Origin of the sequence: Kitasatospora sp. NPDC008115 (assembly GCF_042957205.1) — a bacterium.
GTDB lineage: Bacteria > Actinomycetota > Actinomycetes > Streptomycetales > Streptomycetaceae > Kitasatospora.
Window position 1 is genome coordinate 459,668 of sequence record NZ_JBIBHU010000001.1, and the last position, 17,078, is coordinate 476,745.

17 protein-coding genes are annotated in these 17,078 nt (G+C 73.3%); 8 read left to right on the forward strand and 9 right to left on the reverse strand.

Going from position 1 to position 17,078, the window contains the following annotated elements; all coding sequences use genetic code 11:
- Positions 1–186: 186 nt before the first annotated feature.
- From ACFZBX_RS01995 to ACFZBX_RS02005, 3 genes are all read right to left on the reverse strand, one after another.
- The gene (locus tag ACFZBX_RS01995) at positions 187–885 is read right to left on the reverse strand and encodes an SMI1/KNR4 family protein (RefSeq protein WP_391530862.1); all 699 of its coding nucleotides are present in this window, start codon (positions 883–885) and stop codon (positions 187–189) included.
- Between the two features lie 67 nt (positions 886–952).
- A complete protein-coding gene (locus tag ACFZBX_RS02000; protein ID WP_391530864.1) occupies positions 953–1,171 on the reverse strand; it encodes a DUF397 domain-containing protein in 219 nt (72 codons plus the stop codon).
- Entirely contained in the window at positions 1,168–1,998 is an 831-nt protein-coding gene (locus tag ACFZBX_RS02005) for a helix-turn-helix domain-containing protein (protein WP_391530865.1), read from the reverse strand. The genes ACFZBX_RS02000 and ACFZBX_RS02005 overlap by 4 nt, the downstream gene beginning before the upstream one ends.
- A gap of 136 nt (positions 1,999–2,134) precedes the next feature.
- On the opposite strand from ACFZBX_RS02005, the gene ACFZBX_RS02010 reads away from it, so the two are divergent.
- The 4 genes from ACFZBX_RS02010 to ACFZBX_RS02025 all read left to right on the forward strand — a co-directional run bounded on the left by ACFZBX_RS02010 (position 2,135) and on the right by ACFZBX_RS02025 (position 3,560).
- On the forward strand, positions 2,135–2,371 hold the full coding sequence (locus ACFZBX_RS02010; RefSeq protein WP_391530867.1) for a hypothetical protein: 237 nt from the start codon (positions 2,135–2,137) through the stop codon (positions 2,369–2,371).
- A complete protein-coding gene (locus ACFZBX_RS02015; protein ID WP_391530868.1) occupies positions 2,368–2,565 on the forward strand; it encodes a hypothetical protein in 198 nt (65 codons plus the stop codon). Before ACFZBX_RS02010 ends, ACFZBX_RS02015 begins: the two co-directional genes overlap by 4 nt.
- An 8-nt stretch (positions 2,566–2,573) precedes the next feature.
- Positions 2,574–3,062, forward strand: a complete 489-nt coding sequence (locus ACFZBX_RS02020; RefSeq protein ID WP_391530870.1) for an NUDIX domain-containing protein — start codon at positions 2,574–2,576, stop codon at positions 3,060–3,062.
- Positions 3,063–3,164: 102 nt separating this feature from the next.
- Positions 3,165–3,560, forward strand: a complete 396-nt coding sequence (locus ACFZBX_RS02025; protein ID WP_391530871.1) for a fucose-binding lectin II — start codon at positions 3,165–3,167, stop codon at positions 3,558–3,560.
- Between the two features lie 59 nt (positions 3,561–3,619).
- Here the strand turns inward: ACFZBX_RS02025 and ACFZBX_RS02030 are convergent, their stop codons facing one another.
- Positions 3,620–6,328 carry an AAA family ATPase gene (locus tag ACFZBX_RS02030; protein ID WP_391530873.1) on the reverse strand — a complete coding sequence of 903 codons (2,709 nt, stop codon included), beginning with the start codon at positions 6,326–6,328 and terminating at the stop codon, positions 3,620–3,622.
- Positions 6,329–6,479: 151 nt separating this feature from the next.
- Between ACFZBX_RS02030 and ACFZBX_RS02035 the strand changes: the two genes are divergently transcribed.
- From ACFZBX_RS02035 to ACFZBX_RS02050, 4 genes are all read left to right on the forward strand, one after another.
- Entirely contained in the window at positions 6,480–6,872 is a 393-nt protein-coding gene (locus ACFZBX_RS02035) for a nuclear transport factor 2 family protein (protein ID WP_391530875.1), read from the forward strand.
- Positions 6,873–6,962: 90 nt separating this feature from the next.
- Entirely contained in the window at positions 6,963–8,363 is a 1,401-nt protein-coding gene (locus tag ACFZBX_RS02040) for an MFS transporter (RefSeq protein ID WP_391530877.1), read from the forward strand.
- Positions 8,364–8,466: 103 nt separating this feature from the next.
- Positions 8,467–10,347, forward strand: coding sequence for a prolyl oligopeptidase family serine peptidase (locus ACFZBX_RS02045; RefSeq protein ID WP_391530879.1), 1,881 nt, complete (start codon positions 8,467–8,469; stop codon positions 10,345–10,347).
- 32 nt (positions 10,348–10,379) lie between these two features.
- Positions 10,380–10,901, forward strand: coding sequence for a hypothetical protein (locus tag ACFZBX_RS02050; RefSeq protein ID WP_391530880.1), 522 nt, complete (start codon positions 10,380–10,382; stop codon positions 10,899–10,901).
- Positions 10,902–10,912: 11 nt separating this feature from the next.
- On the opposite strand, the gene ACFZBX_RS02055 is transcribed toward ACFZBX_RS02050, so the two are convergent.
- The 5 genes from ACFZBX_RS02055 to ACFZBX_RS02075 form a co-directional block, all read right to left on the reverse strand.
- Complete coding sequence (locus ACFZBX_RS02055) at positions 10,913–11,719, reverse strand: SURF1 family protein (protein WP_391530882.1); 807 nt, start codon at positions 11,717–11,719, stop codon at positions 10,913–10,915.
- A gap of 486 nt (positions 11,720–12,205) precedes the next feature.
- Positions 12,206–13,786, reverse strand: a complete 1,581-nt coding sequence (locus ACFZBX_RS02060) for a hypothetical protein (protein ID WP_391530883.1) — start codon at positions 13,784–13,786, stop codon at positions 12,206–12,208.
- Positions 13,779–14,339: a SigE family RNA polymerase sigma factor gene (locus ACFZBX_RS02065; RefSeq protein ID WP_380761104.1), complete on the reverse strand. Its 561-nt coding sequence runs from the start codon at positions 14,337–14,339 to the stop codon at positions 13,779–13,781. The genes ACFZBX_RS02060 and ACFZBX_RS02065 overlap by 8 nt, the downstream gene beginning before the upstream one ends.
- A 347-nt stretch (positions 14,340–14,686) precedes the next feature.
- Complete coding sequence (locus ACFZBX_RS02070; protein ID WP_391530885.1) at positions 14,687–15,757, reverse strand: aspartate-semialdehyde dehydrogenase; 1,071 nt, start codon at positions 15,755–15,757, stop codon at positions 14,687–14,689.
- Entirely contained in the window at positions 15,754–17,034 is a 1,281-nt protein-coding gene (locus ACFZBX_RS02075; RefSeq protein WP_380761108.1) for an aspartate kinase, read from the reverse strand. The genes ACFZBX_RS02070 and ACFZBX_RS02075 overlap by 4 nt, the downstream gene beginning before the upstream one ends.
- Positions 17,035–17,078 lie beyond the last annotated feature (44 nt).

Sequence of the window (17,078 nt, forward strand, 5' to 3'; positions counted from 1 at the left end):
GGCGCGGTCGCCCGCTGAACGGCAGTCGTCGGTGGGAGCCCACCGCACTCGGCCGCAGGTGGTCACGCCGGAAGAGCGGCTGTGTGGGGTGTGCTACCGACGGCGATCATCGCACAGTATTCACAAGTGGACTCCGCTTTCCGCAAATCCCGGCAGGACGGCGACGGCGTATACAGCGAGGCCCTGTCAGGAGCCGAACCAGCGGAACCAGATGGGCTTACGTGCGCCCGCGTCCCAGTTCGTGTGAGCGGCGAGGTACTGCTCGCGAGTGGTGATCACCTCCGCATGGGCGAGCCAGTCGAGGTACCACTCCGCGAACGTGGCGGCCTGGCCGTCGTCGTTCAGGAGCGGGTTCAGGCTCTCGGTGACCGCGCGCCCGTCGAACCACATGGCCCCGCGCATGGGGCCGCTGACCACCAGGAGCGTCTGGAATCCACAGCCGTCGTCGGTGAGGCAGACAACCCCGGTGGCCCGGTCCTCCTCGGACGCGTCCGCAGCCTCCCGCCAGACGAAGTGATCGGCTTGGTAGGCGGCGTCGGAGGCGTAGTCCCCCGGCTGCGGTTGGCGATCCCAGACCTCATCACTCGCCGCTTGGGCCGTGTCGTGATCGGGGAAGTCGACATGCATCCTCGTGTGGGCGCTGGGCAGCGCACCGTTCCAGTCCCAGCGTGACCCGTCGAACCGCAGTGTCCGCATCCGGCCGCCGCCGGCGCTGACGCGAAGCAGGTACTGGCGGTAGTCGTCGGGGAACACCACGCCGAACTGCGCCTCTGCATCGCGCACTTGCTTCTCGCTCAGGGCGTCCGGAGGGCCTGAGCCGGCGCCCCGTCGCGCGTAGAGGGCGATGGTCCGCTCCCGCACCTCGTCCCAGTCAACTGATCGCATGATCGACAAGCTAGCCGGTCGCCGTCCTCCACCGAGCCTCGGCGGAGGACGGCAGGGCCCTCGGCGGTCAGATGGCGCCGAACTCGCCCGCCTGCACGGCGGTGACGAAGGACTGCCACGCGCCGGAGGGGAAGACGAGTGCGGGGCCGGAGGGGTCCTTGGAGTCACGGACAGGGACGAGGCCGGGGAATTCGGGGGCTACCTCGACGCAGTTCCCGCCGTTCTGGCTGTAGCTGGACTTCAGCCAGGCAGCGCCGATCAGGTCTACGGGGACGGTGCGGCTCATGGTCGGAGGTCCTTCCGGGCTGCGCGGATCATTTCGAGGGATGCCACATCCGAGCTGGATCCCACCTGGAGCCGATCGTAGTCTCTGGCCCACAGGGTGACTGTCTGGGATTCCCTGGTGAGGAAGCCGCGCTCTTGGGATTCGGTGTACCCCAGCATGCTGCGGTCTGCCATGGTCAGCAGAACGACTGGCAATGCGAGGGATCGGCGCTCGCCCATCGAGAACGGCGCTACCTGAATGATAGTCCGGGGGCGGTCGGCCAACTCCTCCAGATGTTCGAGCTGTTCGCGCATGACCCGTGCACCGCCGACGATGCGACGAAGGCAGCTTTCGTCCAGAACGGTGTGGACAAACGGCGACGCGGGACCGTTGAGCCGCTGCTGTCGAGTGAGGAGGTAGGAGACCCTCCCGTCGGCGGCCTCTTCCGTGATGACCCCTCGCCGAACATCCGCTGCCGCCATCGTCTCAGCGTAGGTCTTGGTCTGGAACAGCCCTGGGATGACACCGAGCTCGAACTGGCGGAGCTCGACGGCCTTCGCCTCGTGCGCCACATACTCCGGGAATCCTTCCAACAGGGAAGGCCCGCTGAGACTCCAGTACATCAGTTCTAGAGTCCCACCGGTCTCCAACACCTGGTCGGCCACTCGGACCCAGTCGAGTGTGGGAGTACGTGTACCTCTTTCGAGGTTCGAGATCTGGCTGTCGCTCAGGTTGGTGAGCTGCCCAAGCTCGACCTGGCTAAGCCCCGCCGCCTTCCGTGACCTGCGAAGTTGAACGCCGAAGGCCGAAAGGGGAGATGCTGCCGGGTCCAGTTCCGTCTCACGCATGATCAGACCTCTTCGATCCCTGAATCCCATGGGGATATCTGTCAAGTGGGGATGCCTTCCGATCCTAGGGCCCCGAAGTCCACCATGGCTACACCCCGTAAGAAAACGGGAACCCTGCGCAATCAATGGAGCCCCCATGCCCATTTACTCCCCCACCGTCGGCGAGGTCGTCCGGGACCTCGGGCACCGCGACTTCACCGGCAAGCCGATCGAGGCCGTCTACATGGACACCCTCGCCAAGCTCGCCTACCTCCGCCCCGAATCCGGCGGGTGCGAGTGGACCACCAAGCCCGAACACATCCAGCCCCTCGCCGAACCCCGCTTCATCAACGTCCAGCACCCCAGCCGGCCCCGCACCGCCGACGTGGCGTGAACCGCACCCTCAAGCTGGTCGCCACCGCCATCGGCGTCCCCACGCTCTCCGCCCTCGCCGCCGCGCTCGTCTGCTGGCCGATCCACGACGGGCCGCTCGGGCCGCAGTTGCTGATCTTCGGGCTTATCCTCTCGGCCGGAATCTCCGCCGGACTGCCCGCCTGCTTCACCTGGATCGCATCCGAAAGAGACTAGGAGCCTCCATGCTCAACCAGCTCCCCGCCATCCTCACCACCCCGCCCCGCCGACGCCTCGGCCACCAGGCCCTCATCCTCAACCGCGACGGCGCCGTCCTCCTCGTTGCCACCGCCTACAAGTCCGGCCTCATGCTCCCCGGTGGCAGCGCCGAGGCCAACGAACTCCCCCACCTCGCCGCCCGCCGGCACACCGAGACCGAAACCGGCCTCGTCCTCCCCCTCCGCCGCATCCTCGCCACCGACTACGTCGACGCCCGGACCCTTCCCGAAGGCGTCAACTTCGTCTACTGGGGAGGCCGCCTCACCTCCGCCCAGGAAACCACCGTCGCCCGCCACCGACCCCCCGCCACCATCACCGGCGTCCACTGGCTCCACCCCGCCCAACTCCCCGACGCCATGCCCCCCGACCAGCACCGCCGCACCACCCAAGCCCTCGAAGCCCTCACCCGGGGCACCCACCTCCCCTTCCTCCTCCGCGGCATCCCCGCCGAATAGCCCCGGATCACTCGTTCGGGTGAGCCCACCGCGACTGCCGCCGTACCGGCACGGAGCCCAACTAGCCTGCGGTTCATCCGAAGTCCGCACCCAGGGAGCCCCGTGTCCGACAAGGCCTACGCATACGTCAACGGGAACAACGCCGAGATCTACCTCCCGCCCGGCATCACCGCCGCCGTCAAGGTGAGGACCAACTCCCACCTCACCCAGAAGGTGGCGCTCACCCGCAACGACGGCACGGTGGACCACGTGTTCTCCGGCACCGGCGAGCACAACACCCAGATCGGCACCGCCACCGTCGAGGGCGGCGAGAGCGTCCTCGCCGCCACCTTCGAGTACAGCAGCGACGACGGCGCCTTCAAGCCGAGCCGCCTCAACTCCGGTGGCCCGTACGAGATCGGCACCTACAACCTTCTCGTGATCGTCGCCGAGAACGGCGACGACGCCGACTACAACGACGCCATCCTCGAATTCAGCTGGTACACCCCTCGCGCGTAACAAGAGCCGGTCCCTGCCGCCCTCCTCACCCCGGGGCGGCAGGGACCTTCTTCACGTGCTCAGAACAGCGCCGCCAACTCAGTCCGCGAGGCGATCCCCAGCTTCGGGTACGCCTTGTACAGGTGGTGCCCTACCGTCCGAGGGCTCAGGAACAACTGCGCCGCAATGTCCCGGTTGGTCAGCCCCCGCGCCGCGAGCCTGGCGATCTGCAACTCCTGCGGGGTGAGCCCCGCGAGCGCCCCCGCCGGGGCAGCAGCCGGGACCGGCGCAGCAGTTCCGGTGGCGGTCAGCTCGTTGCGGGCACGCTCCGCCCACGGCGCGGCACCCAATCGCTCGAAGGTCCCCAGCGCCGCGCTCAAATACGGCCTCGCGTCCGTCCGCCGCCGCTCCCGCCGCAGCCACTCCCCGAACAGCAGCGCCGTCCGCGCCTGTTCGAACGGGCGATGAGTGCCCTCGTGCAGCTCCAGCGCCGCCCGGTACGCGGCCTCCGCCAACTCGTCCGGCCCCAACAGCGCCTGGCAGCGCAGCCGCAGCGCCTCCGCCCACGGCGTCCCGGCCGCGCCCGTCCAGCGGGCGAAGCGCTCGTACGGCTCGGCCGCCCGTTCCGGCTCGCCCAGCCGGACGGCCGCCTCGACGAGGTCGGGCACGGCCCGGGTCACCCCGATGTGGTGCCGGTACGGCCCGGTGGTGAGCGTGTGCAGCCGGTCGACGGCACCGGCAACGCGGCCCCGCCCGAGGTCCAGCAGCGCGAGCGCCCAGTGCGCCCACGCCTCCCCGGCGGCGGGCGCGGCCGAACCGGAGACGAGAGCCTCGGCCGCCATCTCCACACACCGCTCGTCGTCCCCACCGAGTGCCGCCAAGCAGGCCAGCATCGCCGCGAGTTGGCTGGTCCACTGGTGCTGTCCGGTGTCCCGCGCCAGCGCGAACCCCTCCGCCGCCGTCACCTCCGCGTCGCGGTGCCTGCCGTGGAACAGCTCCGCCTCCGCGAGGAAGAACTGGAGCGTGGGCAGCACCCCGACCGTCCCCTTCGCCCGGCCCTCCGCGATCAGCTCCCCGGCCAGCTCCAGCGTCTCGTGGTCGCGCCCGAGGACGAGCGCCGCGCCGCACAGCTGCACCAGCTCGACGGGGCTCTCCGCCCCCGCCTTTCGCGCCGCCTCCACCGTGACGCGCACCTCGGGCACGGCCCCGGCCGGACGCCCCAGGACCGGCAGCACGGCGGCCGGCAGGTGCCGGGCCAGCGGGGCGAGCGGCTCATCGGGGCCGAGCGGAAGGGCGGCCAGCCGGTCGAGCACGACGGCCACCTCCTCCTCGCCGACGTACCAGGCCGCGTGAAAGGCCTGGATCAGCATCCGGGCGGCGTGCGCGGGCTCGATGTCGGTGGCGGCGGCGTCCAACAGCAGCCGGTAGGCGGCCGGGTAGGCGCCGCGCCAGAAGTGGGCAACCGCCCGGACCTGGTCGAGCAGGGCGTGTGCGAAGACGCTGTCGGTGCGCGCCCCGGCCCGGTCGGCGAGCGCCTCGGCCTGCGCCAACTTGCCCTCCTCGGTGGCCGCTTCGGCGGCCAGCACCAGCCGACGGGTGGCGCCGTCGCGGTCCGGGGTGAGCCCGGCCGCGCGCTCGTACGCGGCCGCCGCGCCGCCGTGGGCGCCGCGTGCCTCGGCCCGCAGCGCCGTCCGCTCCAGCGCGTCGGCGAGCCCGGCGTCGGGCGCGGTGGCGGCGAGCGCGAGGTGCCAGGTGCGCCGGTCGCCGTCCTCCAGTGCCTCGCCGATCGCCCGGTGGACGGCCAACCGCTGCTGCAGGGGAGCCCGTTGGAGGACGGCGGCGCGCAGCAGCGGGTGCCGGAAGACGAGCCGGCGGTCGGCGCCGACGGTGACCAGTCGGGCCCGTTCCGCGGGCGCCAGCGCGCCGGCATCGACACCGAGGAAGCCGGCCGCCGCCAGTACGACGTCCAGTTCGCCGTTCTCCTCGGCGGCGGCGACCAGCAACAGCGTCTGGGTGACCGCCGGCAGCCCGGTGACCTGGCCGTGGAAGGCGATCTGCAGGCGGCTGGTGAGCGCGAGCCCACCGCCTCCGAAGTCGGCTCCCGAGAAGGGGAGTTCGACGAGCGCCAGCGGGTTCCCGGCCGCCTCGTCGAGCAGTCGCCGGCGGGCCGGTCCGGCGAGTTCCCCGCCCGCCCGGTCGGCGAGCAGCCGGACGGCGTCCTCGTCCGCGAGCCCGGTCAGCCGCAGCTCCGGAAGTCCGGCGAGCGGCAGCGCGTCCGCGCCGGCCCCCGCTTCCCGGGCGGCGAGCAGCAGGGCGACGCCCTCCGCCTGGAGCCGGCGGGCGGCGATCAGCAGCGCGTCCAGCGAGGAGCGGTCCAGCCACTGCACGTCGTCGACGACGCACAACAGCGGCTGTTCGGAGGCGAGTTCGGCCAGCAGGCCGAGCGTGGCCAGCCCGGCGAGCAGCCGGTCGGCGCCGCCGGTCCTCTCCCCCAGGCCGAACGCGCCCTCCAGCGATCGCCGTTGTGGCCCCGGCAGCGCGTCCAGCCGGTCGAGCCCGGGCGCCAGCAGCAGGCTCAGGCCCGCGAAGGGGAGTTCGGCCTCGTACTCGACCCCGGTCGCCCGGATCACCCGGACGCCGCCGCCGGCCGCCGCGACCGCGTACTCCAGCAGCGCCGTCTTGCCGATCCCCGGCTCGCCGCGCAGCACCAGCACCCCGCTGCGACCGTCCCGCGCCCCGGCGAGCAGCGCGTCCACGGCGGCCCGCTCCCGTTCCCGCCCGTACAGCACCCCGGTCCCCCTCCCGTCGCTCCGACCCTACTGGCGGCGACGTACGTACGCCCTACCCATCCACGACGGATTCGCTTGCCGACCGCCGTCCGTACCTTTTCGACCAGCGGGAACAGCCCGCCAACAGCCCCATCGGACAAGGGAGAAGACCATGACCGCCGCCCGGCCGACCGAGCTCCAGCCGACCGGCCTGCAGCAGCTCGCCGCCCGCTACCTCGCCGCCTGGAACGAGACCGACCCGGCCGCCCGCCGCAAGCTGGTCGACGAGGCCTGGGCCGAGGACGGCACCTACACCGACCCGCTGGCCGCCGTCACCGGCCGCGAGGGTGTCGACGCGCTGATCGGCGCCGCCCAGGCTCAGTTCCCCGGGCTCGTGTTCACCCTCGGCCCGGTCGACGCCCACCACGACATCGCACGTTTCACGTGGAACCTCGGCCCGGCCGGCGAGGAGCCGCTGGTCATCGGCTTCGACGTGCTGGTCGCGGACTCCGAGGGGCGGATCGCCTCGGTGTACGGCTTCCTCGACCGCGTCCCGGGCGCCTGAGCCGACACCACCCCGCTCGACCACCGGGGCGGGCGCCCCGGCGCCCGCCCCGGCCATCGCCCGGTTCAACGCCTTACAGGAAGTGAAGAGTTGTCCAGCACGATCACCGCCCGCCCGGCCGCCCCGGCCACCGCGCCCGCCCCGCGCGGCCTGCTGCCGGTCCTGCTGACCGCGACCTTCATGACCGCCCTCGACATCTTCGTCGTCAACGTCGCCATCCCCTCCCTCCAGACCGACCTGGGAGCAGGGCCGGCCGCCGTCCAGTGGGTGGTCGCCGGTTTCAACCTCGCCCTCGCCACCGGGCTGATCACCGCCGGCCGGCTCGGCGACCGCTACGGCAGGCGCCGCGTCTTCGGGCTCGGCCTGGCCCTGTTCACCCTCGCCTCGACGGCCTGCGGACTGGCCCCGACGGCGGGTGCGCTGGTCGCCGCCCGGATCGCCCAGGGCCTGGCGGCGGCGCTGATGGGCCCGCAGGTGCTGGCGATCCTGCGGACCGCGTACAGCGGCCCCGCACAGGCCCGGGCGTTCTCGACGTACGGGCTGACCATGGGCCTCGGCGCCGTCCTCGGACAGCTGATCGGCGGGGTGCTGATCCGCGCCGACCTGTTCGGCCTGGACTGGCGCACCTGCTTCCTGCTCAACCTGCCGGTCGGCCTGGCCGCCCTGGCGCTGGTGCGGCGCTGCCTGCCCGAGTCCCGCGCCCCGCACCGGCCAGGCCTGGACCCGGTGGGCGTCGTGCTGGTCACCGTCGCACTGACCGGTCTGGTGCTGCCGCTGATCCAGGGCCCCGACGCCGGCTGGCCGTTGTGGACCGGGCTCTGCCCGGGCGCCTCGGCCGCGCTGCTCGCGCTGTTCGCCGTCCACCAGCACCGCGGCGGCCGGGCGGGCGGCTCGCCGCTCGTCGACACCCGGCTGTTCGCCGACCGCGCGTTCACCACCGGCCTCCTCGCCCAGCTGGCCTTCTGGCTCGGCCAGGCCTCGTTCTTCCTGGTGCTCGCCCTCTACCTGCAACCCGGCCGCGGCCTGGACGCGCTCGGCGCCGGCCTGGTCTTCACCCCGATCGGCGTCGGCTACCTGGTGACCTCCAACGCCGCGCACCGGGTCGTCGCCCGGCTGGGCCGGCAGGCGATCGCGCTCGGCGGACTGCTGATGGCCACCGGACTGGGCCTGCTGTGGCTCGCGGCGACCGCCGCCGGCTCCTCCGGCAGCGTCTGGTGGCTGGCGCCGGGCCTGTTCGTCGACGGGCTCGGGATGGGCCTGGTGGTCGCCCCGTTGACGTCGGTGGTGCTGGCGGGCGTCGACCCGCGGCGGGCCGGCTCGGCGGCGGGCCTGGTCGCCACCGTGCAGCAGGTGGCCGGGGCGCTCGGGGTCGCGCTGATCGGCATCCTCCACCACGCCGCCGACGCGTTCGGGCACAGCCTCACGGCACTGGCGGTGCTGGAGCTGCTGCTGGTGGCCCTGGTGCAGCTGTTGCCCCGCCGGAGGGGCTGAGCCCACGCGGCGGCGCGGTGGGGAAGGGCCGCGTGACGGTCCTCCCCGCTTCCGTTCCGCCCTCCCGTTCCGTTTCCTCCCCCCGATCGGGTTGGATGGGTGGATGAGCGAGGAGAAGAGCGCCGTACCGGCGTGGGAGCAGCGGTTCAGGGCGGCACGGGTCTCCCTGCCGGACTGGGCGGAGGACGCCCCCGACCGGGCGCTGTACGTGTCCAACGCCAGCGGCACCTACGAGGTCTACGCGTGGGACCGCGCCACCGACACCCACCGGCAGGTCACCGACCGCCCCAACGGCACCACCGACGCCGAGCTGTCCCCCGACGGCGAGTGGATCTGGTGGTTCGACGACAACGACGGCGACGAGTTCGGCATCTGGCGCCGCCGGCCCTTCGCCGGCCGCCCCGAGGGCGCCGAGGGCCCCGACGAGGAGGCCGTCCCCGGCCTCGCCCCGTCCTACGAGGCGGGCCTCGCCCTGGGCCGGGACGGCACCGTGGTGGTCGGCCGGTCCACCGACGACGGCGGCACCACCCTGCACCTGCGCCGCGCCGGAGCGGCCGAGGCCGTCGAGATCTACCGGCACGCCGAGTACGGCGGCGTCGGTGACCTCAGCCGCGACGCCACCCTGCTGGCCATCGACCACACCGAGCACGGCGACGCCATGCACGGCGCGATCCGCGTCGTACGGCTGCCCGCCGAGGGGGACGCCGTCTCCACGGTGGCGGAGCTGGACGAGGTCACCGGCCGCGACGAGCCGCGCGGGGTGGCCTGCCTGGGCTTCGCGCCGCTCGACGGCGACACCCGGCTGCTGGTCGCCCACCAGCGCACCGGCCGCTGGGAGCCGATGATCTGGGACGTCGCGACCGGCGTCGAGACGGCGCTGGTGCTCCGCGACGAGCAGGGCCACGAGCTGCCCGGCGACCTCTCCGCCCAGTGGCGGCCGGACGCCCGGTCGCTGCTGATCGAGCACGAGTACGAGGCGCGCAGCGAGCTGTTCTCGTTCTCCCTGGACGAGGGCGTGCTCACCCGCCTGGAGACCCCGCGCGGCACCGTCGGCGGCGCCACCCCGCGGCCGGACGGCACCGTGGAGTTCCTCTGGTCCTCCGCCGCCGAGCCGTCCGCCGTGCGCTCCACCGCCGGCGCCGTGGTGCTGCGGGCGCCCGGTACCGTCCCGCCCGGCTCGGTGCCGGTCGAGGACGTGTGGGTGGACGGGCCCGGCGGGCGGGTGCACGCGCTGGTCCAGCGGCCGGCCGGGGCCGGCGAGGGGCCGTTCCCGACCGTCTTCGAGGTCCACGGCGGCCCGACCCACCACGACAGCGACTCCTTCGCCGCCGGGCCGGCCGCCTGGCTGGACCACGGCTTCGCGGTGGTCCGGGTCAACTACCGCGGTTCCACCGGCTACGGCCAGGCCTGGACGGACGCGCTGCGCGAGCGGGTCGGGCTGATCGAGCTGGAGGACATCGCCGCCGTGCGGGAGTGGGCGGTGGCGAGCGGGCTGGCCGACCCGGAGCGGCTGGTGCTGTCCGGCGGCTCCTGGGGCGGCTACCTCACGCTGCTCGGGCTCGGGACGCAGCCGGAGCTGTGGAGCCTCGGCGTCGCCGCCGTGCCGGTCGCGGACTACCTGACGGCGTACGACGACGAGATGGACGCGCTGAAGGCGATCGACCGCACCCTGTTCGGCGGCACGCCGGAGGAGGTGCCCGAGCGCTGGACGGCGTCCTCGCCGCTGACGTACGTCGAGCGGGTGCGGGTGCCGGTGTACATCAGCGCCGGGGTGAACGACCCGCGCTGCCCGATCAAGCAGATCGACAACTACGTCGAGCGGCTGGAGCGGCTCGGCAAGCCGCACGAGGTGTACCGGTACGACGCCGGGCACGGGTCGCTGGTGGTGGACGAGCGGATCAAGCAGCTGCGGCTGGAGATCGACTTCGTCCGCCGGCACCTCGGTGGTCCGGCCGTGGGCGAGAATCAGGCGCGCACGGAGTAGCAGCAGGGACGTAGGAGAACGGGGGGTACGGCGTGAGGCGTCTGTCGGTGATCGTGGGGGCCGGGGTGGCCGGGGTGCTGGTGCTCACCGGCTGCTCGGGGCAGGACGACGACGAGGGCGGGGGCGGGAGCGCGGCCTGTCCGCCGCCGTCCTCGCCCTCGGCCTCCTCGTCGCCGTTCCCCTCCCCCACGGTGGGTTCCACGGCGGTGAAGGCGGCGTTCCGCACGACGGAGGAGGGCGTGGTGGTGCTCGCCAAGTCGGGCTCGAAGGGGTCCGGCGGGTCGAGCGGGTCGAAGGGGTCGAAGGGGTCGAAGGGCGGCCGCAAGACGCGGCACCACACCGACACGTACAACTCCAGGAACAACGGCAGCGGCGACGACGGCAGCGGCCGTAGGTGCGACAACGCGCCGCCGACCGCCTCGCCGTCGTCCGGTGTTCCGTCGTCCGGTGCGTCCTCGCCCGGTGTTCCGTCTGCTGTGCCGACGCCGGCCGTCCCGTCCGCGCCGGCGCCCGCGCCGGGCAAGCCGACCGTTCCGCCGGTGAAGCCCCGCTGATCAGCGGCGCGTCAGTCCAGGACCGGGTCCAGTCCGAGGGCCCGGTCCTGCTCCGCCTCCGCCTCGCGGCGCATCAGGCGGAACCACATGAAGACGACGAAGCCGCCGAAGACGAACCACTCCAGCGTGTAGCCGAGGTTCTGGAACGCGCGCAGGGAGAGGCCGTCGCCGCCCTGCGGCTGCACGGTCGGCACGGGGGTGAGGCCGTCCGCCGCGGTGTCGGTGGAGACCCAGCCGTCGTACCAGCCGTCCAGTTCGAGCTTGTTGACGAGCGCGGCCCGGTTGATCGTGCCGAGCTGGCCGTCCGGGAGGCCGCCGGCCACGGCGCCGCCGCTGCCGCTGTTCTCGCCGGCCTGGAGGCGGCCGGTCACGGTCACCTCGCCGGTCGGCGCGGATGCGGTCGCGGTCGCGGCCGCCCCGGCCGGGGGCGCGCCGGCGGCCCAGCCACGGACGACGGCGGCGGTCCGGCCGTCGGCGGTGCGCAGCGGGGTGAGCACGTAGTAGCCCTGCTTGCCGTCCAACACGCGGTTGGGGACGAGCAGTTGGTGCTGCTCGTCAAAGGTGCCGGTGACCGTCACGGCGCGGCCGACGGTGTCGGTGGTGACCTGCGGGCGCTCGGCCGACAGCAGCTCGTCGAGCGGCCGGGGCGCGCCGCCGTCGGCAGCCGTCCGGCTGATCTCCTGGTGCGAGGAGACCCTGTCCTCGAAGCGGCCGAGCTGCCAGGAGCCGAGCCAGACGCACACCGCGACGGCCGCCACGGCCAGTGCGGTGCCGCTCAGCCAGCGCGGGGTGAGGAGGAACCGGTACACACCCCCCACGGTAACCACTCCTCACACCTCGCCCATCCCCAGGGCCCCCGTGCACCCCTCCGCGCCCTGCTCCCGGCCACGGGAAATATGCAGACCGGTCTACATGCCAAGCTCACCGGCGGGGCAGGAAGTCGGACCCGCCGACTTTCCACTCCCGTGCACCAGCCCACGCCCCGCCTAACCAGCGAATATGCAGACCGGTCTACATACCCAGCCCACCCGCGGAGCAGGAAGTCGGACCCGCCGACCTCCCACTCCCGTGCACCAGCCCACGCCCCGCCTAACCAGCGAATATGCAGACCGGTCTACATACCCAGCCCACCCCCGGAGCAGGAAGTCGGACCCGCCGACTTCCCACTCCCCGCGCAGGGCTGCCGCCGACCCACCGGCGGCCCAAATATGCTGACCGGTCTACATACTCCGCCCACCCTGGAGCAGGAAGTCGGACCCGCCGACTTCCCATTCCCCGCGCAGGGCTGCCGCCTCTGCGGCGGGTCAGCCGGCCGAGGGGGAGGTGCCAGGGGCGGGGGTGAGGAGCTGCGGGGATGTCCGGTAGACCGTGCCGGCGCAGGCGCCGGGCAGGACGGCGGTCGCGGCGGCCGGGTTGCCCGGGGCCGGGGTGTACGCCAGGGTGACGTTCGCCGCGGGCTTGCTCGGGCCGGACGTGGTCGTGGCCGACGGGCTCGGCGCACCTGTGGGCGCGCCCGTCGTCGTGGTCGGCCGGGGCGGTGTGGTCGGCTCCACGGTGGGGTCGGACGCCGGGACCACCCCGGGCACCCCACTGGTACCGCCCGCCGACGTCCCCGGCCCGCCGCTCACGGCGCCCGGACCGGCCGCGCCACCGCCCGTGCCCGCCGAGCCCCCGCCGGAGGCCCCGCCCGTCCCCGAGCCGGCCACCTCACCGCCGGACGCGGGCCCGGTGCCCGCCCCGGACACGGAACCCGATCCGGACCCGGCGCCGCCCTCGCCCTCGCCGGCGCCCGGCAGCGAGCCCGAGCCCCCCGTACCTCCGCTCGCGCCGGAACCGGAGCCCGTCCCCGGCCCTGTCCCCGGCCCCGTCCCCGTCCCCGGGCCGCCGCTCGCCGTGCCGGTACCGCCCGCGCCGCCGCCCGTCGTACCGCCGCCCGTCGTACCGCCCCCCGTCGTTCCGCCGCCGGACGTGCCCGGCTGGCCGGTGCCGGTGGACGCGCTCGGCGAGGCCGACCCGCCGCCGGACACGTCGGGGCAGCCGGCCGGGTCCGGAATCCAGGCGAAGTCCACCCGGTACCCGGCCCGAGGCGCGAGGACGGGCCCGTCGCTCCCCGCGTCCTTCCCCGTCGCGGGGCCGGACGAGGGCCCGGGCGCGGGCAGTTCGGTCGCCGGGTCGCCGGCCGTGTGGAAGGCGACCCGGATCCGGCCGGTGTCCGCCGCCGCACCGGTGACGGTGACCGACCCGGGCCCGCCCAGCCGGCAACTGCGCCCGGAGACGTTGGTCACCGTGAACGAGCCGTAGATCCGGCCCTCGGCGTCCGCGGCCCCGAGGTTCGAGGTGCCCTGCCCGAGGTCGGAGCGCGTGCACAGTGCCGGCACCGCGGCGTTGGCCCCGCCGCTGCTGGTGGCCGTGGAGGGCGCGGAGGTGCCGGGCGCGGGGCGGCTGGTGCTCGGCCCGGCGCTCGGCGAGCCGCCGACGGTGCCGGACGGACTGCCCGGCACGGACGGCAGCCCGGCGCCGGGGGCCGACGGCAGGTCGGGCGTGCCGGTGGCACCGCCGGGGACGGTGCCCGCGACGGTCGCGGAGGCGCTCCCGCCCGCGGCGCCGGGCGAGCCGGGGCCGCCGGACAGGCCGAGGTGGTCCGCCGTGTGCAGGGCCGGCAGCAGCAGGGAGGCCGCGGCGGCCACGGCGGCGGCGCCCGTCCAGGCTCCGCGCCGAACCGCCCGCCGGCGCGGGATCGCCCGCCGGATGTGCTGGAGGCTGCCGGGCGCGGGCTGCACGTCGGCCACCGCCCGCTCCATCAACTCCCGGACGAACCGCTCCTCGTGCTCCGCGCCCGGCGGGGCATGGTCCCCGCCGGTGTCCGTGCGATCGTTCTCAGCCATGCCCGGCCTCCGCCTCCATCTGGACCCGCAGCGCGGCGAGACCTCGTGAGCCGTACGCCTTCACCGAACCGAGCGAGATGCCCAAGGTCTCCGCCACCTGCGCCTCCGTCATGTCCACGAAGTAGCGCAGCACCAGAACCTCCCGCTGACGGCGTTGCAGACCCCGCAGCGCGACCTTCAACTGGTCGCGTTCCAGCGCATCGTAGGCGCCTTCCTCTGCACTGGCCATGTCAGGCATCGGCTTCTGCAGCAACCGCAGCCCGAGGATCCTGCGCCGCAGTGTCGAGCGGGACAGGTTGACCACGGTCTGCCGCAGATAGGCCAGCGTCTTCTCGGGTTCGCGCACCCGCCGCCGGGCCGCGTGCACCCGGATGAAGGCCTCCTGGACGACGTCCTCACAGCTCGACAGGTCGTCGAGCAGCAGCGCCGCCAGTCTCAGGAGGGATCGGTAGTGTGCCTGATAGGTCTCGGTGAGCAGATCTTCGCTGGTCCCGGCGGCGGTACCGGCGGTACCGGCACCGGAATCCGCGGCGCCGGGTGCGACTGCCGTCATCTGGTCGTCTTCCGGCCTATCCGCAGGCCGCTGGGCACGCGACGGGAACGACACCGCGGCTGTCGCCGAGATCCCCGTTCCTGCCCCCACCATCACGTTCGCCACGCCCGTTGGACACTCGATCCCCTGTCATGGTTGCCCCGCCCGGCGGACATTCTTCCGCATGGACGGAACGCCCCTCCAGGGGATTCGGCGAGGATTCCTCGCGCAGTCGGCGAACATACCGCGCAGAGCCGGGCCGGCGCCCTCACACCTCGTCCGAAACGGGGCCGCGCGCATCGTCGGCCTCAACGTCGTCGCCCTGAACGCCGTCGGGCTGAACACCGTCGCTCTGAAACGCCGTCGGCCTAAACCTCGTCGGCAGCGCCCGCAGCGCCTTCGGCGGCCACCAGCTCGGCGATCTGAAGCGCGTTCAGTGCCGCGCCCCGCCGCAGGTTGTCCCCGCAGAGGAAGAGGTCCAGCGCGTTCGGGTCGTCCAGCGCCCGCCGCAGCCGGCCCACCCACACCGGGTCCGTCCCCACCACGTCGTTCGGCGTGGGGAACTCGCCCGCCGCCGGGTCGTCGTACAGCACCACCCCGGGGGCCTCCGCCAGGAGCTCGCGGGCGTGCTCCTGGGTGACCTCGCGCTCGAACACGGCGTGCACGGCCAGCGCGTGGGTGCGCACCACCGGGATCCGCACGCAGGTGGCGGAGACCTTCAGCCGCGGCAGGCCGAGGATCTTGCGGGACTCGTCGCGCACCGTGCGCTCCTCGGACGACCAGCCGCCGTCCGTCAGCACGCCGGCCCAGGGCACCGCGTTGAGTGCGAGCGGGGCGGCGAAGGGTCCGTGGTCGGCGATCACCGCACGCAGGTCGCCGGTCTGTTCGCCGACGTCGGTGCCGGCCACCTGGGCGAGCTGCGCGCGCAGCGTGTCCGTGCCGGCCCGGCCGAGCCCGGAGGCGGCCTGGTAGGAGGCGACGACCAGCGATTCGAGGCCGTACTCGGCGTGCAGCGCGCCGATCGCCGCGATCATGGTCAGCGTGGTGGAGTCGGGGCTCGCCACGATGCCGCGCGAGCGCATCCGGACGGCCGCCGCGTTCACCTCGGGCACCACGAGCGGAACGGCGTCGTCCAGACGGAACGCGCCGGAATTGTCGACCACCACGACACCCTTGGCGGCCGCGATCGGCGCCCAGCGGGCGGCGATCTCCTCGGGGACGTCGAACAGCGCGACGTCGATCCCCTCGAAGGCCTCCTCGGTGAGCGGGACCACCTCGACGGGCTCCCCGCGCACGACCGCCTTGCGGCCGGCCGAGCGCGGGGAGGCGACGAGTCGGATCTCGCCCCAGATGTCCTGGCGGAGGGAGAGCAGGCCGAGGAGCACCTCGCCGACCGCGCCGGTGGCGCCGACGACGGCGAGGTTCGGCCGCCGGGTCATCGCCCGGTGCCTCCGTAGACGACGGCCTCGTCCGACTCGCTGTCCAGCCCGAAGGCGGAGTGGACGGCCTGGACGGCCGCGTTGACGTCCTCGGCGCGGGTGACCACCGAGATGCGGATCTCCGAGGTGGAGATCAGCTCGATGTTGACGCCGGCCGCCGAGAGCGCCTCGAAGAACGTCGCCGTGACGCCCGGGTTGGAGCGCATGCCCGCGCCGACCAGCGAGATCTTGCCGATCGCGTCGTCGTAGCGGAGCGACTCGTAGCCGATGCCCTCCTTGACCCGGTCGAGCGCCTCGATGGCCCGCTGGCCCTCGGTCTTCGGCAGGGTGAAGGAGATGTCCGTCAGGCCGGTCGAGGCCGCCGAGACGTTCTGCACGACCATGTCGATGTTGATCTCGGCGTCGGCGATCGCACGGAAGATGCGGGCCGCCTCGCCCGGCTTGTCGGGGACGCCGACGACCGTGACCTTCGCCTCGGACGTGTCGTGGGCGACTCCGGAGATGATGGCCTGCTCCATCTCGCCCCCTTCGGGCTTGTTCGGGTTGTCGTTGCTGACGATCGTCCCGGGAAGGCCCGAGAACGACGAGCGTACGTGAATCGGGATGTTGTAGCGGCGCGCGTACTCCACGCAGCGGTCGAGCAGCACCTTGGACCCGGACGAGGCCAGCTCCAGCATGTCCTCGTAGGCGATCCAGTCGATCTTGCGGGCCTTCTTCACCACGCGCGGGTCGGCGGTGAACACGCCGTCCACGTCGGTGTAGATCTCGCAGACCTCCGCCTTGAGGGCGGCGGCGAGGGCGACGGCGGTGGTGTCCGAGCCGCCCCGGCCGAGCGTGGTGATGTCCTTGCTCGTCTGCGAGACGCCCTGGAAACCGGCCACGATCGCGATGTTGCCCTCGTCCAGGGCGGTGCGGATGCGGCCCGGCGTCACGTCGATGATGCGCGCCTTGTTGTGGACGGAGTCGGTGATGACGCCGGCCTGGCTGCCTGTGAAGGACTGCGCCTCGTGGCCCAGGGATTTGATCGCCATGGCCAGCAGCGCCATGGAGATGCGCTCTCCAGCGGTCAGCAGCATGTCGAACTCGCGGCCGGCGGGGAGAGGTGACACCTGCTCCGCGAGTTCGATGAGCTCGTCCGTCGTGTCGCCCATCGCGGACACCACGACGACGACCTCATGGCCGGCCTTCTTGGCGTCAACGATTCGACGGGCCACGCGCTTGATGCCCTCGGCATCCGCAACGGATGAGCCGCCGTACTTCTGCACGACAAGGCCCACGTGCGCTCCTCGACTTGTGTCGTCTTCGGGGGCGATCGGCCCCC

Excerpts from the sequence above, each read along its gene's own strand:
- ACFZBX_RS01995 (WP_391530862.1), bottom strand. The coding sequence starts at position 885 with ATGCGATCAGTTGACTGGGACGAGGTGCGGGAGCGGACCATCGCCCTC.
- ACFZBX_RS02000 (WP_391530864.1), bottom strand. The coding sequence starts at position 1,171 with ATGAGCCGCACCGTCCCCGTAGACCTGATCGGCGCTGCCTGGCTGAAG.
- ACFZBX_RS02005 (WP_391530865.1), bottom strand. The coding sequence starts at position 1,998 with ATGCGTGAGACGGAACTGGACCCGGCAGCATCTCCCCTTTCGGCCTTC.
- ACFZBX_RS02010 (WP_391530867.1), top strand. The coding sequence starts at position 2,135 with ATGCCCATTTACTCCCCCACCGTCGGCGAGGTCGTCCGGGACCTCGGG.
- ACFZBX_RS02020 (WP_391530870.1), top strand. The coding sequence starts at position 2,574 with ATGCTCAACCAGCTCCCCGCCATCCTCACCACCCCGCCCCGCCGACGC.
- ACFZBX_RS02035 (WP_391530875.1), top strand. The coding sequence starts at position 6,480 with ATGACCGCCGCCCGGCCGACCGAGCTCCAGCCGACCGGCCTGCAGCAG.
- ACFZBX_RS02045 (WP_391530879.1), top strand. The coding sequence starts at position 8,467 with ATGAGCGAGGAGAAGAGCGCCGTACCGGCGTGGGAGCAGCGGTTCAGG.
- ACFZBX_RS02060 (WP_391530883.1), bottom strand. The coding sequence starts at position 13,786 with ATGGCTGAGAACGATCGCACGGACACCGGCGGGGACCATGCCCCGCCG.
- ACFZBX_RS02065 (WP_380761104.1), bottom strand. The coding sequence starts at position 14,339 with ATGACGGCAGTCGCACCCGGCGCCGCGGATTCCGGTGCCGGTACCGCC.
- ACFZBX_RS02070 (WP_391530885.1), bottom strand. The coding sequence starts at position 15,757 with ATGACCCGGCGGCCGAACCTCGCCGTCGTCGGCGCCACCGGCGCGGTC.